Source organism: Flavobacterium okayamense, assembly GCF_019702945.1.
GTDB classification, from domain to species: domain Bacteria; phylum Bacteroidota; class Bacteroidia; order Flavobacteriales; family Flavobacteriaceae; genus Flavobacterium; species Flavobacterium okayamense.
In genome coordinates this window covers 2,307,367-2,330,371 of sequence record NZ_AP024749.1, presented here as the reverse complement: position 1 = coordinate 2,330,371, position 23,005 = coordinate 2,307,367, and the positions used below count along the sequence as shown (strand labels likewise).

General features: G+C 33.7%; 17 protein-coding genes, 2 tRNA genes and 3 rRNA genes. 15 read left to right on the top strand and 7 right to left on the bottom strand.

Annotated elements, in window-relative coordinates; genetic code table 11:
• Nucleotides 1-4 precede the first annotated feature (4 nt).
• From KK2020170_RS10845 to KK2020170_RS10825, 5 genes are read left to right on the top strand one after another with little or no spacing between them, the layout of a single operon-like run.
• On the top strand, nucleotides 5-178 hold the full coding sequence (locus KK2020170_RS10845) for a CcoQ/FixQ family Cbb3-type cytochrome c oxidase assembly chaperone (RefSeq protein ID WP_221258349.1): 174 nt from the start codon (nucleotides 5-7) through the stop codon (nucleotides 176-178).
• Between the two features lie 12 nt (nucleotides 179-190).
• Complete coding sequence (locus KK2020170_RS10840; RefSeq protein WP_221258348.1) at nucleotides 191-1,120, top strand: cbb3-type cytochrome c oxidase N-terminal domain-containing protein; 930 nt, start codon at nucleotides 191-193, stop codon at nucleotides 1,118-1,120.
• 60 nt (nucleotides 1,121-1,180) lie between these two features.
• Nucleotides 1,181-2,605, top strand: a complete 1,425-nt coding sequence (ccoG, locus tag KK2020170_RS10835; protein WP_221258347.1) for a cytochrome c oxidase accessory protein CcoG — start codon at nucleotides 1,181-1,183, stop codon at nucleotides 2,603-2,605.
• A gap of 11 nt (nucleotides 2,606-2,616) precedes the next feature.
• The gene (locus tag KK2020170_RS10830) at nucleotides 2,617-3,063 is read left to right on the top strand and encodes a FixH family protein (protein ID WP_221258346.1); all 447 of its coding nucleotides are present in this window, start codon (nucleotides 2,617-2,619) and stop codon (nucleotides 3,061-3,063) included.
• Between the two features lie 2 nt (nucleotides 3,064-3,065).
• Nucleotides 3,066-3,767 (top strand): sulfite exporter TauE/SafE family protein, encoded by a 702-nt coding sequence (locus KK2020170_RS10825; protein WP_221258345.1) that lies wholly within the window; start codon nucleotides 3,066-3,068, stop codon nucleotides 3,765-3,767.
• Between the two features lie 88 nt (nucleotides 3,768-3,855).
• Here the strand turns inward: KK2020170_RS10825 and KK2020170_RS10820 are convergent, their stop codons facing one another.
• Together KK2020170_RS10820 and KK2020170_RS10815 are read right to left on the bottom strand one after the other, a co-directional pair.
• Nucleotides 3,856-5,010, bottom strand: a complete 1,155-nt coding sequence (locus KK2020170_RS10820; protein WP_221258344.1) for an endonuclease — start codon at nucleotides 5,008-5,010, stop codon at nucleotides 3,856-3,858.
• A gap of 10 nt (nucleotides 5,011-5,020) precedes the next feature.
• On the bottom strand, nucleotides 5,021-6,235 hold the full coding sequence (locus KK2020170_RS10815) for an RsmB/NOP family class I SAM-dependent RNA methyltransferase (RefSeq protein ID WP_221258343.1): 1,215 nt from the start codon (nucleotides 6,233-6,235) through the stop codon (nucleotides 5,021-5,023).
• A 261-nt stretch (nucleotides 6,236-6,496) separates the two neighbouring features.
• On the opposite strand from KK2020170_RS10815, the gene KK2020170_RS10810 reads away from it, so the two are divergent.
• Nucleotides 6,497-6,901: an ankyrin repeat domain-containing protein gene (locus KK2020170_RS10810; RefSeq protein ID WP_221258342.1), complete on the top strand. Its 405-nt coding sequence runs from the start codon at nucleotides 6,497-6,499 to the stop codon at nucleotides 6,899-6,901.
• A 105-nt stretch (nucleotides 6,902-7,006) separates the two neighbouring features.
• Here the strand turns inward: KK2020170_RS10810 and KK2020170_RS10805 are convergent, their stop codons facing one another.
• The 4 genes from KK2020170_RS10805 to KK2020170_RS10790 all read right to left on the bottom strand — a co-directional run bounded on the left by KK2020170_RS10805 (nucleotide 7,007) and on the right by KK2020170_RS10790 (nucleotide 12,176).
• A complete protein-coding gene (locus tag KK2020170_RS10805; RefSeq protein ID WP_221258341.1) occupies nucleotides 7,007-8,350 on the bottom strand; it encodes a hypothetical protein in 1,344 nt (447 codons plus the stop codon).
• Nucleotides 8,351-8,450: 100 nt separating this feature from the next.
• On the bottom strand, nucleotides 8,451-9,149 hold the full coding sequence (locus KK2020170_RS10800) for a response regulator (protein ID WP_221258340.1): 699 nt from the start codon (nucleotides 9,147-9,149) through the stop codon (nucleotides 8,451-8,453).
• A gap of 1 nt (nucleotide 9,150) precedes the next feature.
• The gene (locus tag KK2020170_RS10795; RefSeq protein WP_221258339.1) at nucleotides 9,151-11,079 is read right to left on the bottom strand and encodes a tetratricopeptide repeat-containing sensor histidine kinase; all 1,929 of its coding nucleotides are present in this window, start codon (nucleotides 11,077-11,079) and stop codon (nucleotides 9,151-9,153) included.
• An 8-nt stretch (nucleotides 11,080-11,087) separates the two neighbouring features.
• A complete protein-coding gene (locus KK2020170_RS10790) occupies nucleotides 11,088-12,176 on the bottom strand; it encodes a M42 family metallopeptidase (protein ID WP_221258338.1) in 1,089 nt (362 codons plus the stop codon).
• 85 nt (nucleotides 12,177-12,261) lie between these two features.
• Here KK2020170_RS10790 and KK2020170_RS10785 point away from each other — a divergent pair, with 85 nt between their 5' ends.
• The 6 genes from KK2020170_RS10785 (at nucleotide 12,262) to rrf (ending at nucleotide 18,663) form a co-directional block, all read left to right on the top strand.
• A complete protein-coding gene (locus KK2020170_RS10785) occupies nucleotides 12,262-12,933 on the top strand; it encodes a DUF4294 domain-containing protein (RefSeq protein ID WP_221258337.1) in 672 nt (223 codons plus the stop codon).
• A gap of 636 nt (nucleotides 12,934-13,569) precedes the next feature.
• A 16S ribosomal RNA gene (locus tag KK2020170_RS10780) occupies nucleotides 13,570-15,085 on the top strand.
• A gap of 87 nt (nucleotides 15,086-15,172) precedes the next feature.
• Nucleotides 15,173-15,246: transfer RNA gene (locus KK2020170_RS10775), tRNA-Ile, on the top strand.
• A gap of 86 nt (nucleotides 15,247-15,332) precedes the next feature.
• A tRNA-Ala gene (locus KK2020170_RS10770) sits at nucleotides 15,333-15,406 on the top strand.
• Nucleotides 15,407-15,513: 107 nt separating this feature from the next.
• A 23S ribosomal RNA gene (locus KK2020170_RS10765) occupies nucleotides 15,514-18,386 on the top strand.
• Nucleotides 18,387-18,553: 167 nt separating this feature from the next.
• Nucleotides 18,554-18,663 (top strand): 5S ribosomal RNA (rrf, locus tag KK2020170_RS10760).
• The 16S, 23S and 5S rRNA genes sit together here with 2 tRNA genes alongside, the layout of an rRNA operon.
• An 89-nt stretch (nucleotides 18,664-18,752) precedes the next feature.
• Here the strand turns inward: rrf and KK2020170_RS10755 are convergent.
• Nucleotides 18,753-19,610 carry an alpha/beta fold hydrolase gene (locus tag KK2020170_RS10755; protein ID WP_221258336.1) on the bottom strand — a complete coding sequence of 286 codons (858 nt, stop codon included), beginning with the start codon at nucleotides 19,608-19,610 and terminating at the stop codon, nucleotides 18,753-18,755.
• Nucleotides 19,611-19,732: 122 nt separating this feature from the next.
• Between KK2020170_RS10755 and KK2020170_RS10750 the strand changes: the two genes are divergently transcribed.
• Genes KK2020170_RS10750 through KK2020170_RS10740 form a run of 3 tightly spaced genes read left to right on the top strand, consistent with a single transcriptional unit; the run spans nucleotide 19,733 to nucleotide 22,935 of the window.
• The gene (locus KK2020170_RS10750) at nucleotides 19,733-20,551 is read left to right on the top strand and encodes a M48 family metallopeptidase (protein ID WP_221258335.1); all 819 of its coding nucleotides are present in this window, start codon (nucleotides 19,733-19,735) and stop codon (nucleotides 20,549-20,551) included.
• A gap of 57 nt (nucleotides 20,552-20,608) precedes the next feature.
• The gene (locus tag KK2020170_RS10745; RefSeq protein ID WP_221258334.1) at nucleotides 20,609-21,898 is read left to right on the top strand and encodes an MFS transporter; all 1,290 of its coding nucleotides are present in this window, start codon (nucleotides 20,609-20,611) and stop codon (nucleotides 21,896-21,898) included.
• 38 nt (nucleotides 21,899-21,936) lie between these two features.
• Nucleotides 21,937-22,935 (top strand): DUF6252 domain-containing protein, encoded by a 999-nt coding sequence (locus KK2020170_RS10740; protein WP_221258333.1) that lies wholly within the window; start codon nucleotides 21,937-21,939, stop codon nucleotides 22,933-22,935.
• The last annotated feature ends 70 nt before the right edge of the window (nucleotides 22,936-23,005 follow it).

Sequence of the window (23,005 nt, the reverse complement as noted above, 5' to 3'; positions counted from 1 at the left end):
CATCATGTTAAAGTTTGTAAAACATAATTTAGAAACCATTTCTGATGTAGAGGTTTATCCGATTATTTCTTTGACAATATTTTTTATTGTATTCGTAGCATTCGGAATATGGGCTATGACCTACAGTAAAGATAAAATTAAAGAACTTAGTGATTTACCTTTCAAAGAAGAAAACTAAAACAAGATTAAAATGAAAAAATTAATTCCAGCATATGTAAGAGTTCCATTGATATTTGCCTTAGTTATGGGCGGATTGGAATTCTTTATAGATTCAGGTGATAGACCTGCATTTATTAAATTCCCTATGGTTGCTTTATTTTTAGGAGTGTTTTTATTCTTATTAGTTGCAATCGAAATTGTTGTTAGTGCTGTTGATAAAGTTACTTATCATTTATTAACAGATGAACAAAAGAAACAATTAGAAGAGGCTCAATCTGTATCTTTTGCTGATAGTAAGTTAATGAAGATGCTTACTAAATCTAAAGATATTGATCATGAAGCAGATGTAATGTTAGATCATGATTACGATGGAATCAAAGAGCTTGATAACGTTTTGCCGCCATGGTGGGTAGGACTATTCTATGCGTGTATTGTTTTTGCTGTAATATATTTAGTACGTTTTCATATTATTGGTGATTATACTCAAGATGAAGAGTTTATTGCTGAAATGGAACAAAGTGATAAACAAATTCAGGAGTATTTAAAAACTGCTCCAGATTTAATGAATGCTGAAAAGGCTACTTTATTAACTGATGCAACTGCCTTAGCAGAAGGTAAAACAATTTTTACTGAAAATTGTGTTGCATGTCATAAAGCAGATGGAGGTGGAGCAATTGGACCGAACTTGACAGATAAATTTTGGATTCTTGGAGGAGGTATTAAAAATGTATTTACTACTATTTCTGAAGGTGGACGTTCAGGAAAAGGAATGGTTCCATGGAAAGAATCACTTAAACCAACTGAAATTCAAAAAGTAGCAAGTTATGTACTTTCTTTACAAGGCTCAAATCCTGTTGATGCAAAACCTGCAGAGGGTGATGAGTGGAAAGAAGAAACAGCTCCAACTGAAGAAGTTGCTGAAGTTGTTGAAACTGTAGTGGATTCAACAAAAACTGAATAATTAATTTTAAAAAGGATTTGAGAAAACTCAAATCCTTTTTAATCTCAATAAAAAATTGCCATGTCAAATAATAATCTTCCAGAAGAAAGCTTTAGAGATAGTATAGGAACTATTACAAAAGATGGAAAAAGAAACTATATTTTTCCAAAGAAACCTTCTGGTAAATTTTATGATAAAAGAAAAGTTTTAAGTTATGTCTTATTAGTATTTCTTATATCAGCACCTTTTATTAAAATTAATGGTAATCAATTTCTAATGTTTAATGTATTAGAAAGAAGATTTAATATTTTTAGTTTTCCTTTTTGGCCTCAAGATTTTCACCTTTTTGTTATTTCTATGATTATTGGTGTTGTAGGTCTTACTTTATTTACCGTAGCCTTCGGTAGAATTTTTTGCGGATGGTTTTGTCCACAAACAATCTTCATGGAAATGGTTTTTCGTAGAATAGAATTTTGGATAGATGGAGATAGAGGAGCGCAAATACGTTTAGCAAAACAAAAGTGGAATGCAGAAAAAATAAGAAAACGTGTAACCAAATGGTTTATATTTTTTCTTATTTCTTTTGGTATAGCTAATGTTTTTCTGGCATATTTAGTTGGTAATGAAGAATTAATCAAGATGATAACTGAAGGACCTGCGCAAAACATGCATACACTTGTAGCATTATTAATTTTTACGGCTGTATTTTATTTTGTTTTTGCATGGTTTAGAGAACAAGTTTGTATAATAGCTTGTCCGTATGGGAGAATGCAAGGCGTTTTATTAGATAATAAATCGATAAACGTAGCGTATGATCATGTAAGAGGAGAAGGAGAAAAAGGAAGAAAAAAATGGAGAAATGGAGAAGATAGAACTGCTGAAGGTTATGGAGATTGTATCGATTGTAATCAATGTGTTGTAGTTTGTCCAACAGGTATTGATATTCGTAATGGAACTCAATTAGAATGTGTTAACTGTACGGCTTGTATAGATGAGTGTGATACTATTATGGAAAAAGTAGGGTTACCTAAAGGGCTAATTCGATATGCTAGTGAGGATGAGATAAATTTTAAAGAAAAATTCAAACTTACTACAAGAATGAAGGGTTACATTGCTGTACTTTCATTATTAATTTTAGCACTTGTTGCTATGCTGTTTATGCGAGGCGAAGTTGAAGCAACAATATTGCGTTTACCAGGTCAAACTTTCCAACACAAAGGCGAGAATATTAGTAATATTTACACGTTTAAAATTGTAAACAAAACGGTAAAAGATTTAGATAGCATTTATTTTGAATTAAAGAGTCCTAAAGGAACATTAATACCTGTAGGAAATAAATATGTAAAAGTTCAGAAACAAGGGCTAGGAGAAGGTAGTTTGTTTGTAGAAATACACCCGGTTTTTTTAGAAGGAGATAAAACAAAAATTGAAATTGAAGTTTATGATGGTACTGAATTAATTGAGACAGTTTCAACAAACTTCCTTGGACCTAGAAGCTTTAACTAAAATTTTAAAAGATGAAAATTAATTGGGGAACAGGAATAGTAATTGCTTTTGGGTTGTTCATTAGCTTTATATTATTCTTTGTAATAAAAGTACAATCTAATTCAAAATATGATAATGAATTAGTTACTGAAGAGTATTATAAAAAAGAATCTACTGTACAAAGTGATATTGAAAAGCAGCAAAATGCTTTAGAGTTAAAAGATAAAGTAGTATTTAATAAAACCGAAGAAGGTATTGTAATTTCTTTTCCAAAGGATTTTAATCCGGCTGAAATTGAAGGAAAAGTGTTCCTATATAGACCGTCTGACCAAAAGTTAGATTTTGAAATTCCAATTTCAATTTCTACTCCATATTTGCTCATACCTAAGAATAGTTTGGTAGGCGGTCTTTGGGACATTACAGTTGATTGGTCTTATGAATCTAATACATATATGAATAAAGAAACAATGTATTATTAATAATGTTGTATACAGCTTTAATATTTGGTTTAATTAGTAGTTTACACTGCGTAGGTATGTGTGGGCCAATAGCCTTAATGCTCCCTGTTGACCAAAATAATGAAGCGAAAAGAGTATTACAAACCCTAACATATCATTTAGGAAAATTAGTTTCTTATGGAAGTTTAGGTTTGTTATTTGGAATTTTAGGAAAAGGATTTTTTTTCGCAGGAATGCAACAACAACTTTCAATTGCAGTAGGCGTTATAATGATTTTAATTGCAATTGTACCTGAAAAGGAGTTTGCAAAATATAATTTTTCAAAGCCTGTTTATAAAGTTATAACAAAAGTAAAGTCTTCTTTAGGACAACAGTTTAAAAAGAAATCCTTTTCTTCTTTTTTTACCATTGGTTTACTCAATGGATTTTTGCCTTGCGGTATGGTTTATGTCGCTTTATTTGGGGCATTAGCAATGAACTCTATTGATTTAGGAATTTTATATATGATTTTATTTGGAATAGGAACAATTCCACTAATGAGTCTTGTAACTTATATTTCAAATGCATTTAGTACATCATTTCGTTCTAAAATTCAAAAAGTAATTCCTTTTATTGCAGTTTGTATAGGTGTCCTTTTTATTATGAGAGGTTTAGGATTAAGTATTCCATATATTTCTCCAAGTACTATGGATTTATTTGTACAACAAGAAGCAAACTGTCATTAAAAATATTAGTTTTAATTGGTTAATTAAAAAAAGCATCAATTTCATAATAGAATTGATGCTTTTTTATTTTATAGAATTAAACTATGATTTAATGTACTATAACTTTTCTAATTTCTTTAGTTATACCAGTTTCTAATTGAATAAAATAAAACCCTGAAGACAAATCTGAAACCTCATATTCATTATTTACTTTAGATGGGTTATTATACTCTTTTACTAATTGTCCGTTTACGTTTAAAACAGATATTTTAGATAAATCTACTGGAGAATTAATAGAGAATGTTCCGTTTAAACTTGGATTTGGATAAACAGAAATTGTATCTAGAGCAAATGAATCTGTACTTAATGCAGCACATTGAGCAGTATAAATTTGACAAACAAATTCTGGATGATCAATAAAAGGATTACTATTTGTTTGGTGAAACCAAATAGCTTGATTTTGTGCAATTTCCTTAGCTGAAACAGGGTCGTCTAAATGCCATTTGATTAATCTCAAGATAAAGGCATCTGAAAATACTTTATTTGTAGAACCGTCAAACATATTTTTTGATTCACATGTTGCAGCATTTGCACCAATGTAAAAATCATCCATTAAATCTTCATAACGTGTTGCAAAATAAAATAAACATCTTGCAATATCGCCTTTAAATTCATCTAGAGGTTCGAAAACAGTTCCATTGTATGTAGAATAAGTATCAACTAAATTAGAACCTCTTTTAGAACCATTTTGAGAAGTATAATTAGCAGAATTTACAACACCAAAAGGTAAATTGTTTCTTGCACCATTTACAGACCCATCAGAAGGGACAGCATGAAAGGGATCATTTTTCATAGGGTTTACGGCAAAATGATCAAAGTAAGATTGCGGAACTAAATGTTCTCTATTGTAACAATCACCTTCACCAGAATAAGAACCACATTGATTAGTTACTAATGTAAAATTATATGGATCTGGCCCCGAAGGATTCTCAGAATACATGTCTAAAAGAGTCCCGTCATTTTCATAATACTGATCTTGAAATGCATTATTACCAGCGTATAAAGTCCATAAAGCAGGATAACCTTGATCACTATGTAAATATTCATTAGTTATACCATCAGGTTGATCGTCAATTATTTTTTTTAATTGCGTTTTTAATGCATACCCAGTTAAACCAATAGCTGAATCATAATAATCAGATGGTTGCTGTGCTGTCATAAAAACAGCAAATAATAAAGTTAATATTGTGTAATTTTTTTTCATAATCTTAAATTTATTTATTTCTTTCCAATAAAGCCATGTAAAATCCATCAAAGCCACTTTCGTGAGCTAAAACTTTATGTTCTTTTACAAAACTAAAATTTTTTCCAGCTTCAGAGTTTAGGAAATGCTTAATTTGTTCTTCATTCTCGGAAGGTAAAACCGAACATGTTGCATAAACCATTTTTCCACCAGGTTTCACAATTTTTGAATAATTGTCTAAGACTTCAGCTTGAGTTTTTTTAATATTTTCAATAAATTCTGGTTGCAATTTCCATTTACTATCTGGATTTCTTTTAAGAACACCAAGTCCACTACAAGGAGCATCAATCAAAACTCTATCAGCTTTTTCGTGAAGCTTTTTTATTACTTTAGTAGAATCAATAACTCTAAATTCTACATTGTGTACGCCATTTCTTTTTGCACGGGTTTTTAATTGCTTTAATTTACTTTCATAAATGTCCATTGCGATCAATTGCCCTTTATTATTCATTAAAGAAGCTAAATGCAACGTCTTTCCACCAGCACCAGCACAAGTATCTACAACTCGCATACCTGGTTCAACATCAAGATAATAAGCAACTAATTGTGAAGAAGCATCTTGAACTTCAAAAAGTCCATCTTTAAATGCTTGTGTTAAAAACACATTTGCTCTTTCTTTTAAAATTAAAGCGTCTTGATAATCTTTTAAGAATTCAGTTTCAATGTTATCGTCCATTAAAATGGCGCGTAATTTTTCTTTTGTTGTTTTAAGCGTATTAACTCTTAAAATTACTTCAGCTTGCTTGTTTTGAGCTGCAATTTCTTGACTCCATTTCTTTTCACCAAGCTCTTTAACACCAATTTCATCCATCCAATCAGGAATAGACTCTTTGAATTTTCTAATTTTAGATAATTCATCAAACTTTCCTTTTATCCTTCTTACTGGGGTATGTTCAAAATATTTCCAATCTGGTAGAGTAATGCCTCTTAAAACTGCCCAAACCGCAAATATGCGCCATACATTATCTCTTGTAAATGGTTCTTTTACTTCTGCAATTTCAGCATATAATCTTTTCCATCGTACTATTTCATAAATAGTTTCTGCAACAAACTTACGGTCTTTACTTCCCCAACGTTTATCTTTTTTTAAGGCTAATGCAACAACTTTATCAGCATAAACACCCTCATTAAAGATAGCCATTAATGAATCGATAACCGTAAAACACAAATTTCTATGTAATCTCATTTTTTAAAAATAAATAAGCCTGCAAAGATAATTAATTTATATGGTAAACACTATTTAAGTTTAAGATTTATAATTTAAGATATACTAATGATTGTATAACATTTTTAATAATGAGTTTTTGTAATTATATAAATACTTTTGAATTGTAGGTGTTTGAAAACTAAAGTGTTAAAAAAATATTATTATAAAAATTATTGGTAACAGAAATATATTTCGAACGTCTTACAATTATCAATCATTAATCATTTAAATTTTTTTATCATGAAAAAAACGATCAGTTATTTAGGAATGGCATTAGTTTTTCTAGGATTAGGAACTGTTAATGCAAACGAATTATCAAGTGTGAATGATTTTCGCACAATAGTAGGAGTAGAAACTTATTATGATGCAACACCTTTATGTGTTGCGATTAGTAAAGGAGATTTTGATTTGGTTAAAAAACTTGTAGAGTATGGTGCCGATGTTAATGATAAAATTCAAAGAGGCACAACGCCTTTAATGATGGCAGCTCGCTATAATAATGTAGAAATTACTAGTTTTTTATTGTCTAAAGGAGCAAAAATTAATACAGAAGACAACAATGGTAATACAGCTTTAGATCATGCAAAATCAGTTAAGGCTACTGAAGTAATTCAAGTTTTAACAGAAGCTAAGAAAAGAAAATAATTTTGACTCTAAGTAATTAATAAAAAGCCCCGCAATGCGGGGCTTTTCAACATAACCTCTAAATTACTCTCTATTAATTATAAATGAAAAGAAAGTCAAACTTAATTAGTCAGTAATAAATGCATCAAAATAAAACTGACCTTGCCAACAGTTAGCTCCAGACTGCTCTGCAAATCGATCTACTCTTGCAATATTAACAGTAATAGAACTTTGCGATTTATTTGCATAGTTTAATACAAACACATCTGGATGACCGCTGTTATTATTGGCACTGAATATAAAACCGTTTGGATTAAATGGTAATTGAGGCGTAAAATCATATCTAACTTGGAGTCTTTCTGCTAAAACTTCTGCGTTTGCAACTTGTTGACCAGAAACATTTGTTGAACCACTTTTAGCTTGTTTTATTAAAACTTCCCAGTTAACTGTAGTTGGAACTCCTTTAATAGTTATACTAAAACTACCAGTGGAACCTGCTGAGATATTATTACAAATAGGTATTACCATTCCTGGAATTGAAGCCATAAGTGGAATATCAGTTATACTTGTATTTGTAATTGGTTGCCATGTTGCATTTCCATTTCCATCAGAAGTTAAAACTTTACCAACAGCTTGATTACCATCTACAATTCTTACCGCAGCTGGAGCAGAAGTAGAAATGATAATATTATCTAAATATGCTTTATCATCACCAGAAGATGCTGAACTATCTTTACTGTAAGTCCAAGTTAAAGTATGTGAACCTGCAGTTAGAACAGTTGTAAATAATGTCCAATTTACTATTCCTGACCATTCGCCTTGTTGAATTCCGTCAATATAAAAACGTAAATAATCATAACCACTTTCACTACTTACTCTATAGTGAAAATTTAAATTTGCTCCGCCTGAAGGAATTGTTGCATTGTATTGAATTGATGTACTTTGACTATCTCCAATTGTTCCAGAAGCAGCTGCATAGGTTCCTGCTTGTACTTGTGTACTTTGTGTTGCCCAGTTCGTACTTCCTGAAGTTGTTAAAGGTGTAATTGAATTACTTTCAAAATCTTGATTAACAACTGTAGATGGAACTCCAATATTTTCAACGTGAAATTTTGTCGTTGGAGTAGTGGTTCCTACACCTACATTTCCAGAATTACCATTATACATATCATTACCTATAATAATCCAGTCATTATCTGCGGCACCCGTAAATGGAACCCATTGAGAACCGTTCCAATAATGAAAACCTATACCTGTTGATATATTAGTATTGTAAACCAATAAGCTTTCGGCTGGAGTTGATACTGGAGCAGCAGCATTTAGGTTTGGAATTGAAATTCTAGGTACTAAAAGTCCTTTGTTTGTTGCAGTAATATCAAGCATTGAGCTTGAATGTGGTGTTGTGGTGTTTATTCCTACTTGAGCATTTATCACTAAAGGAAAAATAAGTAAAAGCAGAATTTTTCTCATTTTGTGTATGGTTGTTGTTTAGCGACACAAAAATTGAATGAAATGTTAGATCTATAAAATTATTGGGAAGAATGAAATTATTTTGGGATGAAATCTAATTTTAAAGACTTAAAGTGTTTAAAACATCATCTTTAAATGTTTTAGAAATAGGAATTTTTACTTTTTCGATTTCAACAAACGAATTACTAAAACCAGTTATTTTTTTAGAATTTACAATAAATCCTTTATGTGTTTGAATGAATTCTTTTGGCAAAAGACTTATAAAATCTGTAATAGTAGAACGATATCTATATATTTCTTCTTCACAATAGAGCTTTAAATAATTTTTATCACTTTCAATATAATTGATATTTGAAATGATAACTTTTTTATAAACTTCGTTGTGTTTTATTAATAAAGTATCTTCTTTTTTAGGATTTAATTTATTGTAATTTAGAACACTAACTTCAATTGAAGTAAGTAAGTCATGTTTTTGAAATGGTTTAACTAAATAACTAAAAGGTTCACTTTCTAATGCATTAGAGATTGTTTCATTATCGGAATAAGCAGTTAAATAGATAAACGGAAGGTTATAATTTTCTTTAATATAATTTCCAAGCCAAATTCCATTATGTTCGCCTTTTATATTAATGTCTAAGATTACGAAATTTACATTTTTAGTGTCTAAAATTTCTTTGGCTTCTTTCGCACTCATTGCTAAACCAGCAATTTCGTAACCAATTTCAACCAAGTAATTAGAAATAGTTTTTTGGGTAATAAATTCGTCTTCTACAATTAATATTTGTAAAGGTGTTTGCATTTTAGTTGGTGTTGAAGTTTATTTTGATAATTGCTCCATTTTTATTCAAAATGGATAATTTACCGTTTAGTTGTTTTGTTAGTCCGTTTATTAATTCAAATCCAACAGAATTCAATTTATTTTCATCAAAGTTTTCAGGAAAACCAATTCCGTTATCTTTAAATAAAAGTGAATAATTGTTTTTTACAAGTTTTTCCAGCTTTATAGTAATTGAACCATTTTCAATATCATTAAATGCATGTTTGTAAGCATTGTTTATGAGTTCATTTATAATTAATCCAAGTGGAACTGCATAATCAATTTCTAGTTGAACTGAATCTACCTTTACATCGATATCAATATTCTTATTCAATGAATAATTAGATTGTTTACTATGTGTTATTAATTCATTTACGTATTGTTCAAAATCTACAGCATTAAAATTCTGATTTTGATACATTGTTTTATGTAGTAAAGCAATAGATTGAATTCGGTTTTGACCTTCATTTAAAATCGCTTTAATTTCGGGTTCTTTTATGCTAAAGTTTTGAATGTCTAAAATTCCTGAAATAACTTGAAGATTATTTTTAACACGATGATGAATTTCTTTAAGGAGTATTTCTTTTTCTTTCAATGAAGCTTCAATTTGCGTGTTTTTTTGAGCAATTGAATTGTTCATTTTTTCAATTTCAAATCGCTTCTTTCGGTTAATTCTTACAAACAAAAAACTAATGACTAACAAAATTGAAAGTGCAACAATAGTTGTTGTAAAAATAGTATCTTCCTTTTCTTTAATTATCTTATTCTTTTCAAGAACCTCACGTTCGTTTTCTTCAATTACATAATTAAGTTCCGTACTTTTTAAAAGTTTTTGTTGTTGAATGTTTGAAATTGAATCGTTGTAATTTTTGATTAAAAGTAAATTTTCGTAGGCTAACTTATCGTTTCCAGTCTTTTTATAATAAGAATGTTTTAAGTTTAAAAATTGAATTTTTATAGAAACAATATTGAAACAACAAAGTTGATTAATCTCAATTATTAGGTTTCTGACTTTTTCAAAATCATTTTTACCTAAATAGGCATTTGCCAACATTATTTGTCGACTTATATAATTAGGACTTTCTTTATTTAAGTCAAACTGATTATTAATTGATAAAATTTGATTTATTGCTTTGTCATATTCATTTTTATGCAAATAACTATTAGCAATATTTTCTTGAGTATTTAAAAGTAGGCTATTATAACTTACAGAATCAATGTAGTTTTTATTTTTTAATGTAAGTTGGTGCGATTTATTAAAAAAATAAATTGCAGAATCATTTTTATTGACTAACGAATAATAATATCCTAAATCGTTATAAGCAGAAGGAATAATTAATGAATCACGCTGTTTGTTTAGGAGTAAAAAGGAAATTTCTTTTTTTAATTGTGGAATTGCTTTATCATACTGTTGAAGTTGTAAATATAATCTACTTTGAATATTATAACTCCACAATGGATAATCGACTCCTTGTTCAATAAGATTATTAATTTGATTATTACAATCGAAAACTTTTGAATATAAATTGAGCTTTAAATATGATTCTTGCATGGCGACATATATATCCATGCGTTCTCTATTAGTTAATTTGAATTTTTCATCTTCAAGTAAAGCTTTAAAATCGGAAATAGCTAAAATATCTTTTTCTTGAAGCTGTTCAATCAATGCTAAGCAAAAAAGAAAACTTTTTGTCTTTTCTTTACTCTTTAAATTATCATTCAAAAGTTTTAAAAAAGACGTTTCGAAAAATTTTAAGTATTGAATTTTATCTTCTTTATGAAGATTTCTAAAATAAGAAACCTTTTCTATTTCATTTTTCTTTTTAAATGTATTTACAATTGTATCGTTTGCAAAAGCTACATTTATAAATAAGAATAAAGAAACTAAAACAGAAAAGGCTAGTTTATACATTATTTGTATTATTTAAAATATGAAAACGTTTCGTTGTTTTCAATCTTAAGTAAACTTTCGTAGATTAATTTAATCACATTTTCTACATCTTCTTGATGAACCATTTCTACTGTTGTATGCATATAACGTAATGGTAAAGAAATTAATGCCGAAGCAACTCCTCCATTGCTATAAGCAAATGCATCAGTATCAGTTCCTGTCACACGAGAAGAAGCATGACGTTGAAAAGGAATTTTATTCTCTACTGCGGTGTCAATAATCATTTCTCGTAATACATTTTGAGTCGCTGGTGCGTAAGCAATAACTGGTCCGCGTCCCATTTTTAAATCACCTTCAATTTTTTTATCAATCATTGGAGTAGTAGTATCGTGACATACATCAGTTACAATAGCAACATTTGGTTTAATTGTTTGCGTAATCATTTCAGCACCACGTAAACCAATTTCTTCCTGAACTGAATTTACAATATATAAACCAAAAGGTAATTTTTTTTTGTTTTCTTTTAATAAACGGGCAACTTCTGCAATCATAAATCCACCCATTCTATTATCAATAGCACGACAAATGAATTTATTTCCGTTTAAGATTTCAAAATTATCTGGATAAGTAATAACACACCCCACGTGTATTCCTAAATCTTCAACTTCTTTTTTACTTTCGCATCCACAATCTATAAATATATTGCTAATTTTTGCAGGTTCTTCTTTATCTCTATTACGTGTATGAATTGCAGGCCAACCAAAAACCCCTCTAACTATTCCTTTTTTAGTATGTATATTTACTCTTTTAGAAGGAGCTATCATATGGTCACTTCCTCCATTACGTATTACATATATTAGCCCGTCATCAGTAATATAATTAACGTACCAAGAAATTTCATCAGCATGTCCTTCAATTACTACTTTATATGGAGCATCAGGATTAATAACACCAACAGCTGATCCATAGGTGTCTGTAATAAAGGTATCAACATAAGGTTTAAGGTAATCCATCCATAATTTTTGACCTGAAGCTTCCCAACCAGTAGGAGAAGCATTATTCAAATAATTTTCTAAAAAGGTTAAAGAAGATTTCTTTAATATCGATTTTGAACTCATAATTAATTTAAATTTTTGCTAAAATATGAAATTGGTGCTAGACTTGATAATATTTGTTTATTTTTGAAACTAGTTTTGTAAAGTTATGAAGCATTTTTTATTAGCATATTTTCTAATCTTTTCTTTTTTAGTTTCAGCTCAAGAGCAAGATACTATTAAAATGACTAAGCAAGATTCCGCTGTTTTATATTCAATTGAATTAAAAGAAGTAGTTGTTGCGGGAAATAGCGCTTTAGATGAAGAGCGTAAAAAAATGTTAATTCTTAAAAGAAGGGTTTATAAAACTTACCCTTATGCAAAGATGACAGCTGAAAAGTTAGTTCAGTTAAACACAACTATGGCAAAACTGAAAACTAAAAAAGAAAAGAAAAAATATTTTAAGATAGTTGAAAAGTATTTGGAAGAAGAGTTTGAACCGCGTTTAAAAAAACTTTCTCGCAAAGACGGACAAATTTTAGTAAAATTAATCAATAGACAAACAGGAGAAACAACTTTCGATTTAATTAAAGAATATAAAAGTGGTTGGAAAGCCTTTTGGTCTAGTAAAACTGCAAAGTTGTTTGATATTGATATTAAAGAAGATTACCAACCTTTTAATGAACTTGAAGATTTTTATATAGAAAGTATATTAGTTACTGCATTTCGTCAAGGTCATTTGGTTAAACAAGATCCTGCAAAACCTATTGATTTAAAAAACTTAGCTTCTATTTGGAGAGAGCGTATCGAAAAGGCTAAATCAAATAAAGAAGGAGAGTAGCACACAATCTTCCATTCAGTTCGTTAGATTTCCCGCTGTCCACTATATCTTTTTTTTCAAAAAGGATGTCGTTACCATCGGGGCTATTCAAGGCGTTTTGTTGTTAACGATTCGTAATTCGTAATTTTTAATTCGTAATTGATTAATTGTAACTAATTGATATTTAGGTTTAAGAAAAAAACTTTATAAAAAAGGGAGGAAAAAGTTTGGAAGTTGCGAAAAGAGTTCTACTTTTGCACCCGCTTTGATAAGGCAAGTTCATTGGATTTATAGAGAAGTTTGAATAAATAAAAAAGTTTTAAAAAACTTAAAAATTTATTTGGATTGTAAGAAATAAAGATAGTATCTTTGCCGTCCCTAAATGAGGGGAAAGTAAGCAGGAGTTCTTAATTTTTTTAGTGTTTAGTAAGGTTTTAAAATTTTTTCAAAAAAAATTTGCAAAACATTTGCGAGATAAAAAAAAGGTTGTACTTTTGCACCCGCTAATCGAGAGAGAGGCGAGAAGAATAGAAGACACGTTCATAGACATATTGGATTGACAGCACGACTTACAGAGATGTAAGTTGTAAAAATTAAGAGAGTAAGGCGAATTGAAATTAAATAAACCTAGCACTTATCGTACAATATTTAAAAACTACGATGAAGAGTTTGATCCTGGCTCAGGATGAACGCTAGCGGCAGGCCTAACACATGCAAGTCGAGGGGTAGAGTTAGCTTGCTAACTTGAGACCGGCGCACGGGTGCGTAACGCGTATGCAATCTACCTTGTACAGAGGGATAGCCCAGAGAAATTTGGATTAATACCTCATAGTATCTTTTGAAGGCATCTTCAAATTATTAAAGTTCCAACGGTACAAGATGAGCATGCGTCCCATTAGTTAGTTGGTGTGGTAACGGCACACCAAGACGATGATGGGTAGGGGTCCTGAGAGGGAGATCCCCCACACTGGTACTGAGACACGGACCAGACTCCTACGGGAGGCAGCAGTGAGGAATATTGGGCAATGGAGGCAACTCTGACCCAGCCATGCCGCGTGCAGGAAGACGGCCCTATGGGTTGTAAACTGCTTTTGTACGGGAAGAAACACTCCTACGTGTAGGAGCTTGACGGTACCGTAAGAATAAGGATCGGCTAACTCCGTGCCAGCAGCCGCGGTAATACGGAGGATCCAAGCGTTATCCGGAATCATTGGGTTTAAAGGGTCCGTAGGCGGCCTTATAAGTCAGTGGTGAAATCTCCTAGCTCAACTAGGAAACTGCCATTGATACTGTAGGGCTTGAATTTTTGTGAAGTAACTAGAATATGTAGTGTAGCGGTGAAATGCTTAGATATTACATGGAATACCAATTGCGAAGGCAGGTTACTAACAAACGATTGACGCTGATGGACGAAAGCGTGGGGAGCGAACAGGATTAGATACCCTGGTAGTCCACGCCGTAAACGATGGATACTAGCTGTTCGGTGCAAACTGAGTGGCTAAGCGAAAGTGATAAGTATCCCACCTGGGGAGTACGCACGCAAGTGTGAAACTCAAAGGAATTGACGGGGGCCCGCACAAGCGGTGGAGCATGTGGTTTAATTCGATGATACGCGAGGAACCTTACCAGGGCTTAAATGGGAGACGACAGTTTAGGAAACTAGACTTTCTTCGGACGTCTTTCAAGGTGCTGCATGGTTGTCGTCAGCTCGTGCCGTGAGGTGTCAGGTTAAGTCCTATAACGAGCGCAACCCCTGTTGTTAGTTGCCAGCGAGTAATGTCGGGAACTCTAGCAAGACTGCCGGTGTAAACCGTGAGGAAGGTGGGGATGACGTCAAATCATCACGGCCCTTACGTCCTGGGCCACACACGTGCTACAATGGCAGGTACAGAGAGCAGCCACTTAGCGATAAGGAGCGAATCTATAAAACCTGTCTCAGTTCGGATTGGAGTCTGCAACTCGACTCTATGAAGCTGGAATCGCTAGTAATCGGATATCAGCCATGATCCGGTGAATACGTTCCCGGGCCTTGTACACACCGCCCGTCAAGCCATGGAAGCTGGGGGTACCTGAAGTCGGTGACCGCAAGGAGCTGCCTAGGGTAAAACTGGTAACTGGGGCTAAGTCGTAACAAGGTAGCCGTACCGGAAGGTGCGGCTGGAACACCTCCTTTCTAGAGAAATGATAAGATGGTTTGTTTGGATATGAGTTTTACTCTCGCTGTTAGTTCAAAAATTTAATGAAAAAGCTAAAAATACAGAGTCTCGTAGCTCAGCTGGTTAGAGTACTACACTGATAATGTAGGGGTCGGCAGTTCGAGTCTGCCCGGGACTACTATTTTTGAGTTTTTTTTAAGGAAATTCTGGAAGTTGAGAATTCAAAATTCGTAATTCTGAATTCATAATTCTGAATTTAAGAATGGGGGATTAGCTCAGCTGGCTAGAGCGCCTGCCTTGCACGCAGGAGGTCATCGGTTCGACTCCGATATTCTCCACATATCCGAAAGGATAACCGTTCATTGACATATTGAGAAAAGAAAAAATATAATAAGTAGAATAGAAAGCACAGTTTTGCATTTTATAATGTAAAGCTAAATAAGTACAATAAGCAAAATAAGGGCGTATGGGGGATGCCTAGGCTCTCAGAGGCGAAGAAGGACGTGATAAGCTGCGAAAAGCTACGGGGAGGAGCACATATCCGTTATATCCGTAGATATCCGAATGGGGCAACCCAATGCATTGAAGATGCATTACTCCGATAGGAGGGCGAACCCGCTGAACTGAAACATCTAAGTAGGCGGAGGAGAAGAAAACAAAAGTGATTCCGTAAGTAGTGGCGAGCGAACGCGGATTAGCCCAAACCAGTGTTGTTACGGCAATGCTGGGGTTGTAGGACCACGATATTTCTTGCGGATTGAATTAGAATAACCTGGAAAGGTTAACCATAGAGGGTGATAGTCCCGTACAAGTAAGAAAAGATAAGAATAGTGGTATCCTGAGTAGCGCGGGGCACGTGAAACCCTGTGTGAATCTGGCGGGACCATCCGCTAAGGCTAAATACTCCTGAGAGACCGATAGTGAACCAGTACCGTGAGGGAAAGGTGAAAAGAACCGTGAATAACGGAGTGAAATAGATCCTGAAACCATACGCTTACAAGCGGTCGGAGCCCTTTTGGGGTGACGGCGTGCCTTTTGCATAATGAGCCTACGAGTTACCGTTGCTGGCAAGGATAAGGTATTAAGTACTGGATCCGTAGCGAAAGCGAGTCTGAATAGGGCGCTTTAGTCAGTAGTGGTAGACGCGAAACCGTGTGATCTACCCATGGGCAGGTTGAAGCTGTGGTAACACATAGTGGAGGACCGAACCGGTTGACGTTGAAAAGTCTTCGGATGACCTGTGGGTAGGGGTGAAAGGCCAATCAAACTCGGAAATAGCTCGTACTCCCCGAAATGCCTTTAGGGGCAGCGCTTATTTAGTTTACTAGAGGTAGAGCTACTGATTGGATGCGGGGGTTTCACCACCTACCAATTCCTGACAAACTCCGAATGCTAGTAAATGATTGTAAGCAGTGAGGGCATGGGTGCTAAGGTCCATGTCCGAGAGGGAAAGAACCCAGACCATCAGCTAAGGTCCCCAAATGTATGCTAAGTTGAAAAAACGCGGTTTGCCTGCTTAGACAGCTAGGATGTTGGCTTGGAAGCAGCCATTCATTTAAAGAGTGCGTAACAGCTCACTAGTCGAGCGGGCGAGCATGGATAATAATCGGGCATAAGTATACTACCGAAGCTATGGACAGGAAACTGTGGTAGGGGAGCATTCTAAACTGGGTTGAAGGTTGACTGTGAGGTTGGCTGGACTGTTTAGAAAAGCAAATGTAGGCATAAGTAACGATAATGCGGGCGAGAAACCCGCACACCGAAAAACTAAGGTTTCCTCAGCTATGCTAATCAGCTGAGGGTTAGTCGGGTCCTAAGGCGAATCCGAAAGGAGTAGTCGATGGCCAACGGGTTAATATTCCCGTACTACTTATCATTGTGATGGAATGACGGAGTGATGAAAGCACCGCGAACTGACGGAATAGTTCGTTGAAGTATGTAGCTATAAGATCTATAGGCAAATCCGTAGATTTTGGTGAGATACGATAGTACTCGGAGTCTTCGGACAAAGGGATAGTGTGCCTAAGGGCTTCCAAGAAAAGTTTCTAAACTTAGATGATAAGTACCCGTACCGTAAACCGACACAGGTAGTTGAGGAGAGAATCCTAAGGTGCTCGAGAGATTCATGGCTAAGGAATTAGGCAAAATAGACCTGTAACTTCGGGAGAAAGGTCGCCAGCAGCAATGCTGGCCGCAGTGAAAAGGTCCAGGCGACTGTTTATCAAAAACACAGGGCTCTGCTAAATCGTAAGATGATGTATAGGGCCTGACACCTGCCCGGTGCTGGAAGGTTAAGAGGAGATGTTATCTTCGGAGAAGCATTGAATTGAAGCCCCAGTAAACGGCGGCCGTAACTATAACGGTCCTAAGGTAGCGAAATTCCTTGTCGGGTAAGTTCCGACCTGCACGAATGGTGTAACGATCTGGACACTGTCTCAGCCATGAGCTCGGTGAAATTGTAGTATCGGTGAAGATGCCGATTACCCGCAGTGGGACGAAAAGACCCTGTGCACCTTTACTATAGCTTAGTATTGACCTTGGACACGTGATGTGTAGGATAGGTGGGAGACTTTGAAGTGGCGTCGCTAGGCGTTGTGGAGTCATTGTTGAAATACCACCCTTTGCTTGTCTGAGGCCTAACCCCGATGATTCGGGGGACATTGCTTGGTGGGTAGTTTGACTGGGGTGGTCGCCTCCAAAAGAGTAACGGAGGCTTCTAAAGGTTCCCTCAGCACGCTTGGTAACCGTGCGTAGAGTGCAATGGTATAAGGGAGCTTGACTGAGAGACATACAGGTCGATCAGGTACGAAAGTAGAGCATAGTGATCCGGTGGTTCCGCATGGAAGGGCCATCGCTCAAAGGATAAAAGGTACGCCGGGGATAACAGGCTGATCTCCCCCAAGAGCTCACATCGACGGGGGGGTTTGGCACCTCGATGTCGGCTCGTCACATCCTGGGGCTGGAGAAGGTCCCAAGGGTTGGGCTGTTCGCCCATTAAAGTGGCACGCGAGCTGGGTTCAGAACGTCGTGAGACAGTTCGGTCTCTATCTACTGCGGGCGTTAGAAATTTGAGTGGATCTGATTCTAGTACGAGAGGACCGAATTGGACTAACCGCTGGTGTATCAGTTGTCTCGCCAGGGGCACTGCTGAGTAGCTACGTTGGGAAGGGATAAGCGCTGAAAGCATATAAGCGCGAAACCCACCACAAGATGAGATTTCTTTTAAGGGTCCTAGAAGATGACTAGGTTGATAGGCTATAGATGTAAAGGCAGTAATGTCATAGTCGAGTAGTACTAATAACCCGTAAGCTTATGTACGCGTCTCCCCGCTTTAGGGCGGGGACACTTTCTTTCTGAATCAAATAGATTCTTTTCTCAGTATGTTAAGATATTGGCAACCATGGTTGCAGTCAAAAGTCGAAAGACAAAAGTCCAAAGTAAGATATACTTTTTGACTTGTAACTTTTAACTTTAGACTTAAAACTTAAGGTGGTTATTGCGTCGGGGCTCACCTCTTCCCATTCCGAACAGAGAAGTTAAGCCCGATTGCGCAGATGGTACTGCCATCCGGTGGGAGAGTATGTCGCCGCCTTTCTTTTGAAAATCCTCATCAGTAATGATGGGGATTTTTTGTTTTTAAAAATTAGGACTATTTTTTTAGTTTATATCAAAATTTCTTCTAATTTATTTAGAAATAAAATCAACTATCTTAATAATAACTTCTTTATCTCCTAATATTTTACGATGACCTAAATCTTCAGTCAGAAGTAATTCGCTATTTTCTAAATGTTTGTGAATGTTTTCAGAAGCAGAATAAGGAACATCTTTATCTAGTTTATCATGGACAACTAATACTGGAACTTTAACCTCTTTTGCTGCGACATAAGCTGAAAAGCTTTCCATATCCATTTGGTATTCTTTTTCAAAAGAATCTCTCATTTTAATAGCTATATTCTTATTCAATTCTAATTTTGAGACAAAATCTTGGAGAATATCGTTAACACTATCTCCGCTACCTATTATTACTGCCTTTTTAACTTTTAATCCTTGTTTAATGGCGTTCAATGTTGACATTCCACCTAAGGAATGACCAACAATGTACTCAAATGGTCCAAATTTCTTTTCCAGTTCAAGTATACTTGCGATAAATTCAGTCATTAAAGTACTATTTCCTGGAGATTTTCCATGTGCTGGTGCATCAAAACTAATTGTACTATAACCTAATTCAAGTAATTTCTCAGCAATTTTAACTAATTGTGTTCCTCTTCCTGACCATCCATGTACTAATAAAACCTTTTTATTACTACAACCATAATGGTATATTCTTATTTTTTTACTTAATGATGGTAATTTAATAAATTCTTGAATTGAATTGGTTTCCATCTCTAATTCTCTTTTCGGGAGTTTATGTTTTATGGGAGTTGTAAAAAGTTTTTTAGCAAATTTTACGGCTAAATCAGTAGATATAAATTGAAGTGCTTTTGCGGTATATATTATTGTTTTTGGAATATTATCAGAAGATATATTTTTCTTTTTTGACATTTTATATTTTTTATTTCAAATTTAAGTATATCAAAAAAAACACTTATTGTAATTAAGATAATTTTTGGAACAAATTTTGAAGTTAGTAATATAATTGATTAATTTTGTTAAAAACATAAGTTATGAATGTAAAAGTTAGAATTATACTAGGGCTAATGTTAGCATTGGTTTTATCATGTGCTAAAAACCCTTTTACAGGTAAAAGTACTATGGCTTTGGTGCCTAATAGTCAAATTTTTCCAATGGCATTTCAACAATATGATCAGTTTCTGAATGAAAATAAAGTAATAACAGGAACATCTGACGCAAAAAAAATTGAAACTATTGGTATGAAAATTAAGACTGCTGCTGAAAGATGGTTAAATGCAAATGGTCATGCAGATTATTTAAACGGTTATGAATGGGAATACAAATTAGTACAAAGTGATGAATTAAATGCATGGTGTATGCCAGGTGGTAAAATTGTTTTCTACACAGGGATTTTGCCTATTTGTAAAGATGATGCTGGAATTGCAGCTGTAATGGGACATGAAGTTGCTCATGCTTTAGCAAATCATGGTCAACAAAGAATGAGTGCTGGATTAGTTCAGCAAATAGGTGCTGTTGGAACGCAAGTGGCTGTTGGTAATAAAGATCCACAAACTCAAGCTTTAGTAATGCAAGCCTATGGGGTAGGTAGTCAAGTTGGAGGTATGCTGCCTTTTTCTAGATCACATGAAAGTGAAGCCGATATGATAGGATTAACATTAATGGCGATTGCAGGATATAATCCCGAAAATGCTGTTTCACTTTGGGAAAGAATGTCTGCACAATCTAACGGACAAGCTCCACCTGAAATTTTAAGTACACACCCAAGTAATCAAACTAGAATTCAAAAATTAACTGAATTAGTGCCTCAAGCAAAAGCGGAAGCTGCTAAATTTGGTGTTACTTTTAAGTAAAATTGTTTTCTATATAAATACAAATCCCGATATTAGTCGGGATTTTTTATTTCAACTATGATTCTATTAGAAAAAGGTAGTTTAAAGCTTCGCAATGCATGGGCTTTTTACGATTGGGCAAATTCTGTTTATGCTCTTGTAATTTCGTCATCAATTTTTCCGCTTTATTATGGTTTTTTATTTCCAAAGGATAACCCTACAATTAATTTTTTGGGATTTGATGTAAAGAATACGGCTTTAATAAGTTTTGTTACAGCATTTGCATTTTTAACGGTGGCAATTTTATCCCCATTATTATCAGGGATTGCTGATTATATGGGAAATAAGAAGTGCTTTATGCAGTTTTTTTGTTATTTAGGAGCATTATCTTGTATAGGAATGTATTGGTTTACAGCTGATAACATTTACTTTGGAATTTTATGTTTTTATTTAGGATTAATTGGTTTTTGGGGAAGTTTAGTTTTTTATAATTCTTATCTACCAGATATTGCTTATTCAGAACAACAAGACAAATTAAGTGCAAAAGGATATTCGCTAGGATATGCAGGAAGTGTTTTACTTCTTCTCATATGTTTGTATTTTGTGTTCACTGCCTCATCAGAAGAATCAAGGTTGCAAGCAATGAGAATTTCATTTGTTTTGACTGGAGTTTGGTGGTTACTATTTAGCCAATATTCCTTTTATTATCTACCTAAAGGTAATAAAAAAGGAGATAAGATTTCTCGAGATGTAATTTTGAATGGTTTTAAAGAATTACTTAAAGTTCAAAAAGAATTATTCCATAAAATTGCTTTAAAAAGATATTTAGGAGCATTTTTTGTTTATAGTATGGCAGTGCAAACAGTAATGCTAGTTGCAACTTATTTTGGCGAGCAAGAAATTAATTGGAAAAACGATAGTGAAAAGGTGCTAGGACTAATAATTAGTATTTTGTTAATTCAGATTATAGCGATTTTTGGTGCGTTGTTAACCTCTAAATTGTCTGAAAAAATTGGAAATATTAAATCGTTGATAATAATTAATATAATATGGGTTTTTATATGTATAGTAGCCTATTTTATTTATGAACCTATTCATTTTTATTTAACAGCTGGATTTGTTGGGTTGGTAATGGGAGGAATCCAATCATTATCTCGTTCAACGTATTCAAAATTATTGCCAGAAACTAATGATACAACTTCGTATTTTAGTTTTTATGATGTTGCAGAAAAAATTGGAATTGTAATTGGAATGTTAATCTATGGAATGATTGACCAAATTACTGGTTCTATGAGAAATTCAATAGTGTTTTTAACATTGTTTTTCGTTGTAGGAATTATTTTATTATTGCGCGTACCAAAGAAATAATTATATTTGACAATTCTAAAAACTTTATCTAATAAATAATGAAAAAAATAAATTTAGTTTTATCTGTTTTTGCAATTTTATTTTTTGCAGCATGTAGTGATGTTGAACCTTTAGATCCATCATTACTGTCAAATTCGGGAAATAACTCAGGTGGAAATAATGGTGGAGGTTCTGGTTCTGGAGGGAACGGTGGAGGTTCTGGTGGTAGTTCTGGATCAAGTGTTTTTAAAGCAGATTTTGATGGACAAACTTGGAATGCAAACACTACGCAAGCTATTGTAAATTCGAGTTATATTGCATTGACAGGAATACATTTAAATGGTAGTTTTTTTCAAATTACAATTCCAAATGGTACAGTAGGGACATACACTTGGGCTAATTCATCGCCAAATAATCCAATGGCGGTTACTTATTCTCCAGGTAGTGGACAAACATCTTTTTTAAGTTTGAGCAATTCACAAGCCAGTGGTACAGGTTATGTTGGATATACAGATACTGCTGAAATAGTTATTTCTTCTATAAACACTACAAATAATACAATTTCTGGAACTTTTAAATTTACAGGAGTTAGATTTGATAGTACTTTAACAAATACAGAAACAAAAGTTTTCACAAACGGAGTGTTTAATTTAAGCTATACTGCTAATAATACTTCACCAGGAAATAATAGTTTTTTTTGTAAGGTTGATGGTGCTGATTATAACCCAACAAATGTTGATGGTTATATAACAGGTAGTCAAATATCACTTATTGGAAGAAGAGGTGCTGTAGAAACAATTAGTTTAACCTTAAATCAAACAATTTCACCAGGCACATATCCTTTAGATGATTTACCTTTAGGGAATAATAATATAGGAATGTATAATTTAGATAATACAGGAAATATTTTTGGAGCTGATCCAGGTACAGTAACAATTACAACTCATAACACAAGTTCAAAACGCATTGTTGGAACTTTTGAGTTTACTGCTACAAGCTTTTTGACTTCTGGAAGTTATCAAATAACTAATGGAAGTTTTGATATAATTTATCAATAAAATATAATATAATATCACAAAAGCCCGAAGTATAGTTTCGGGTTTTTTTATGGCATAAATCTTGACTTAG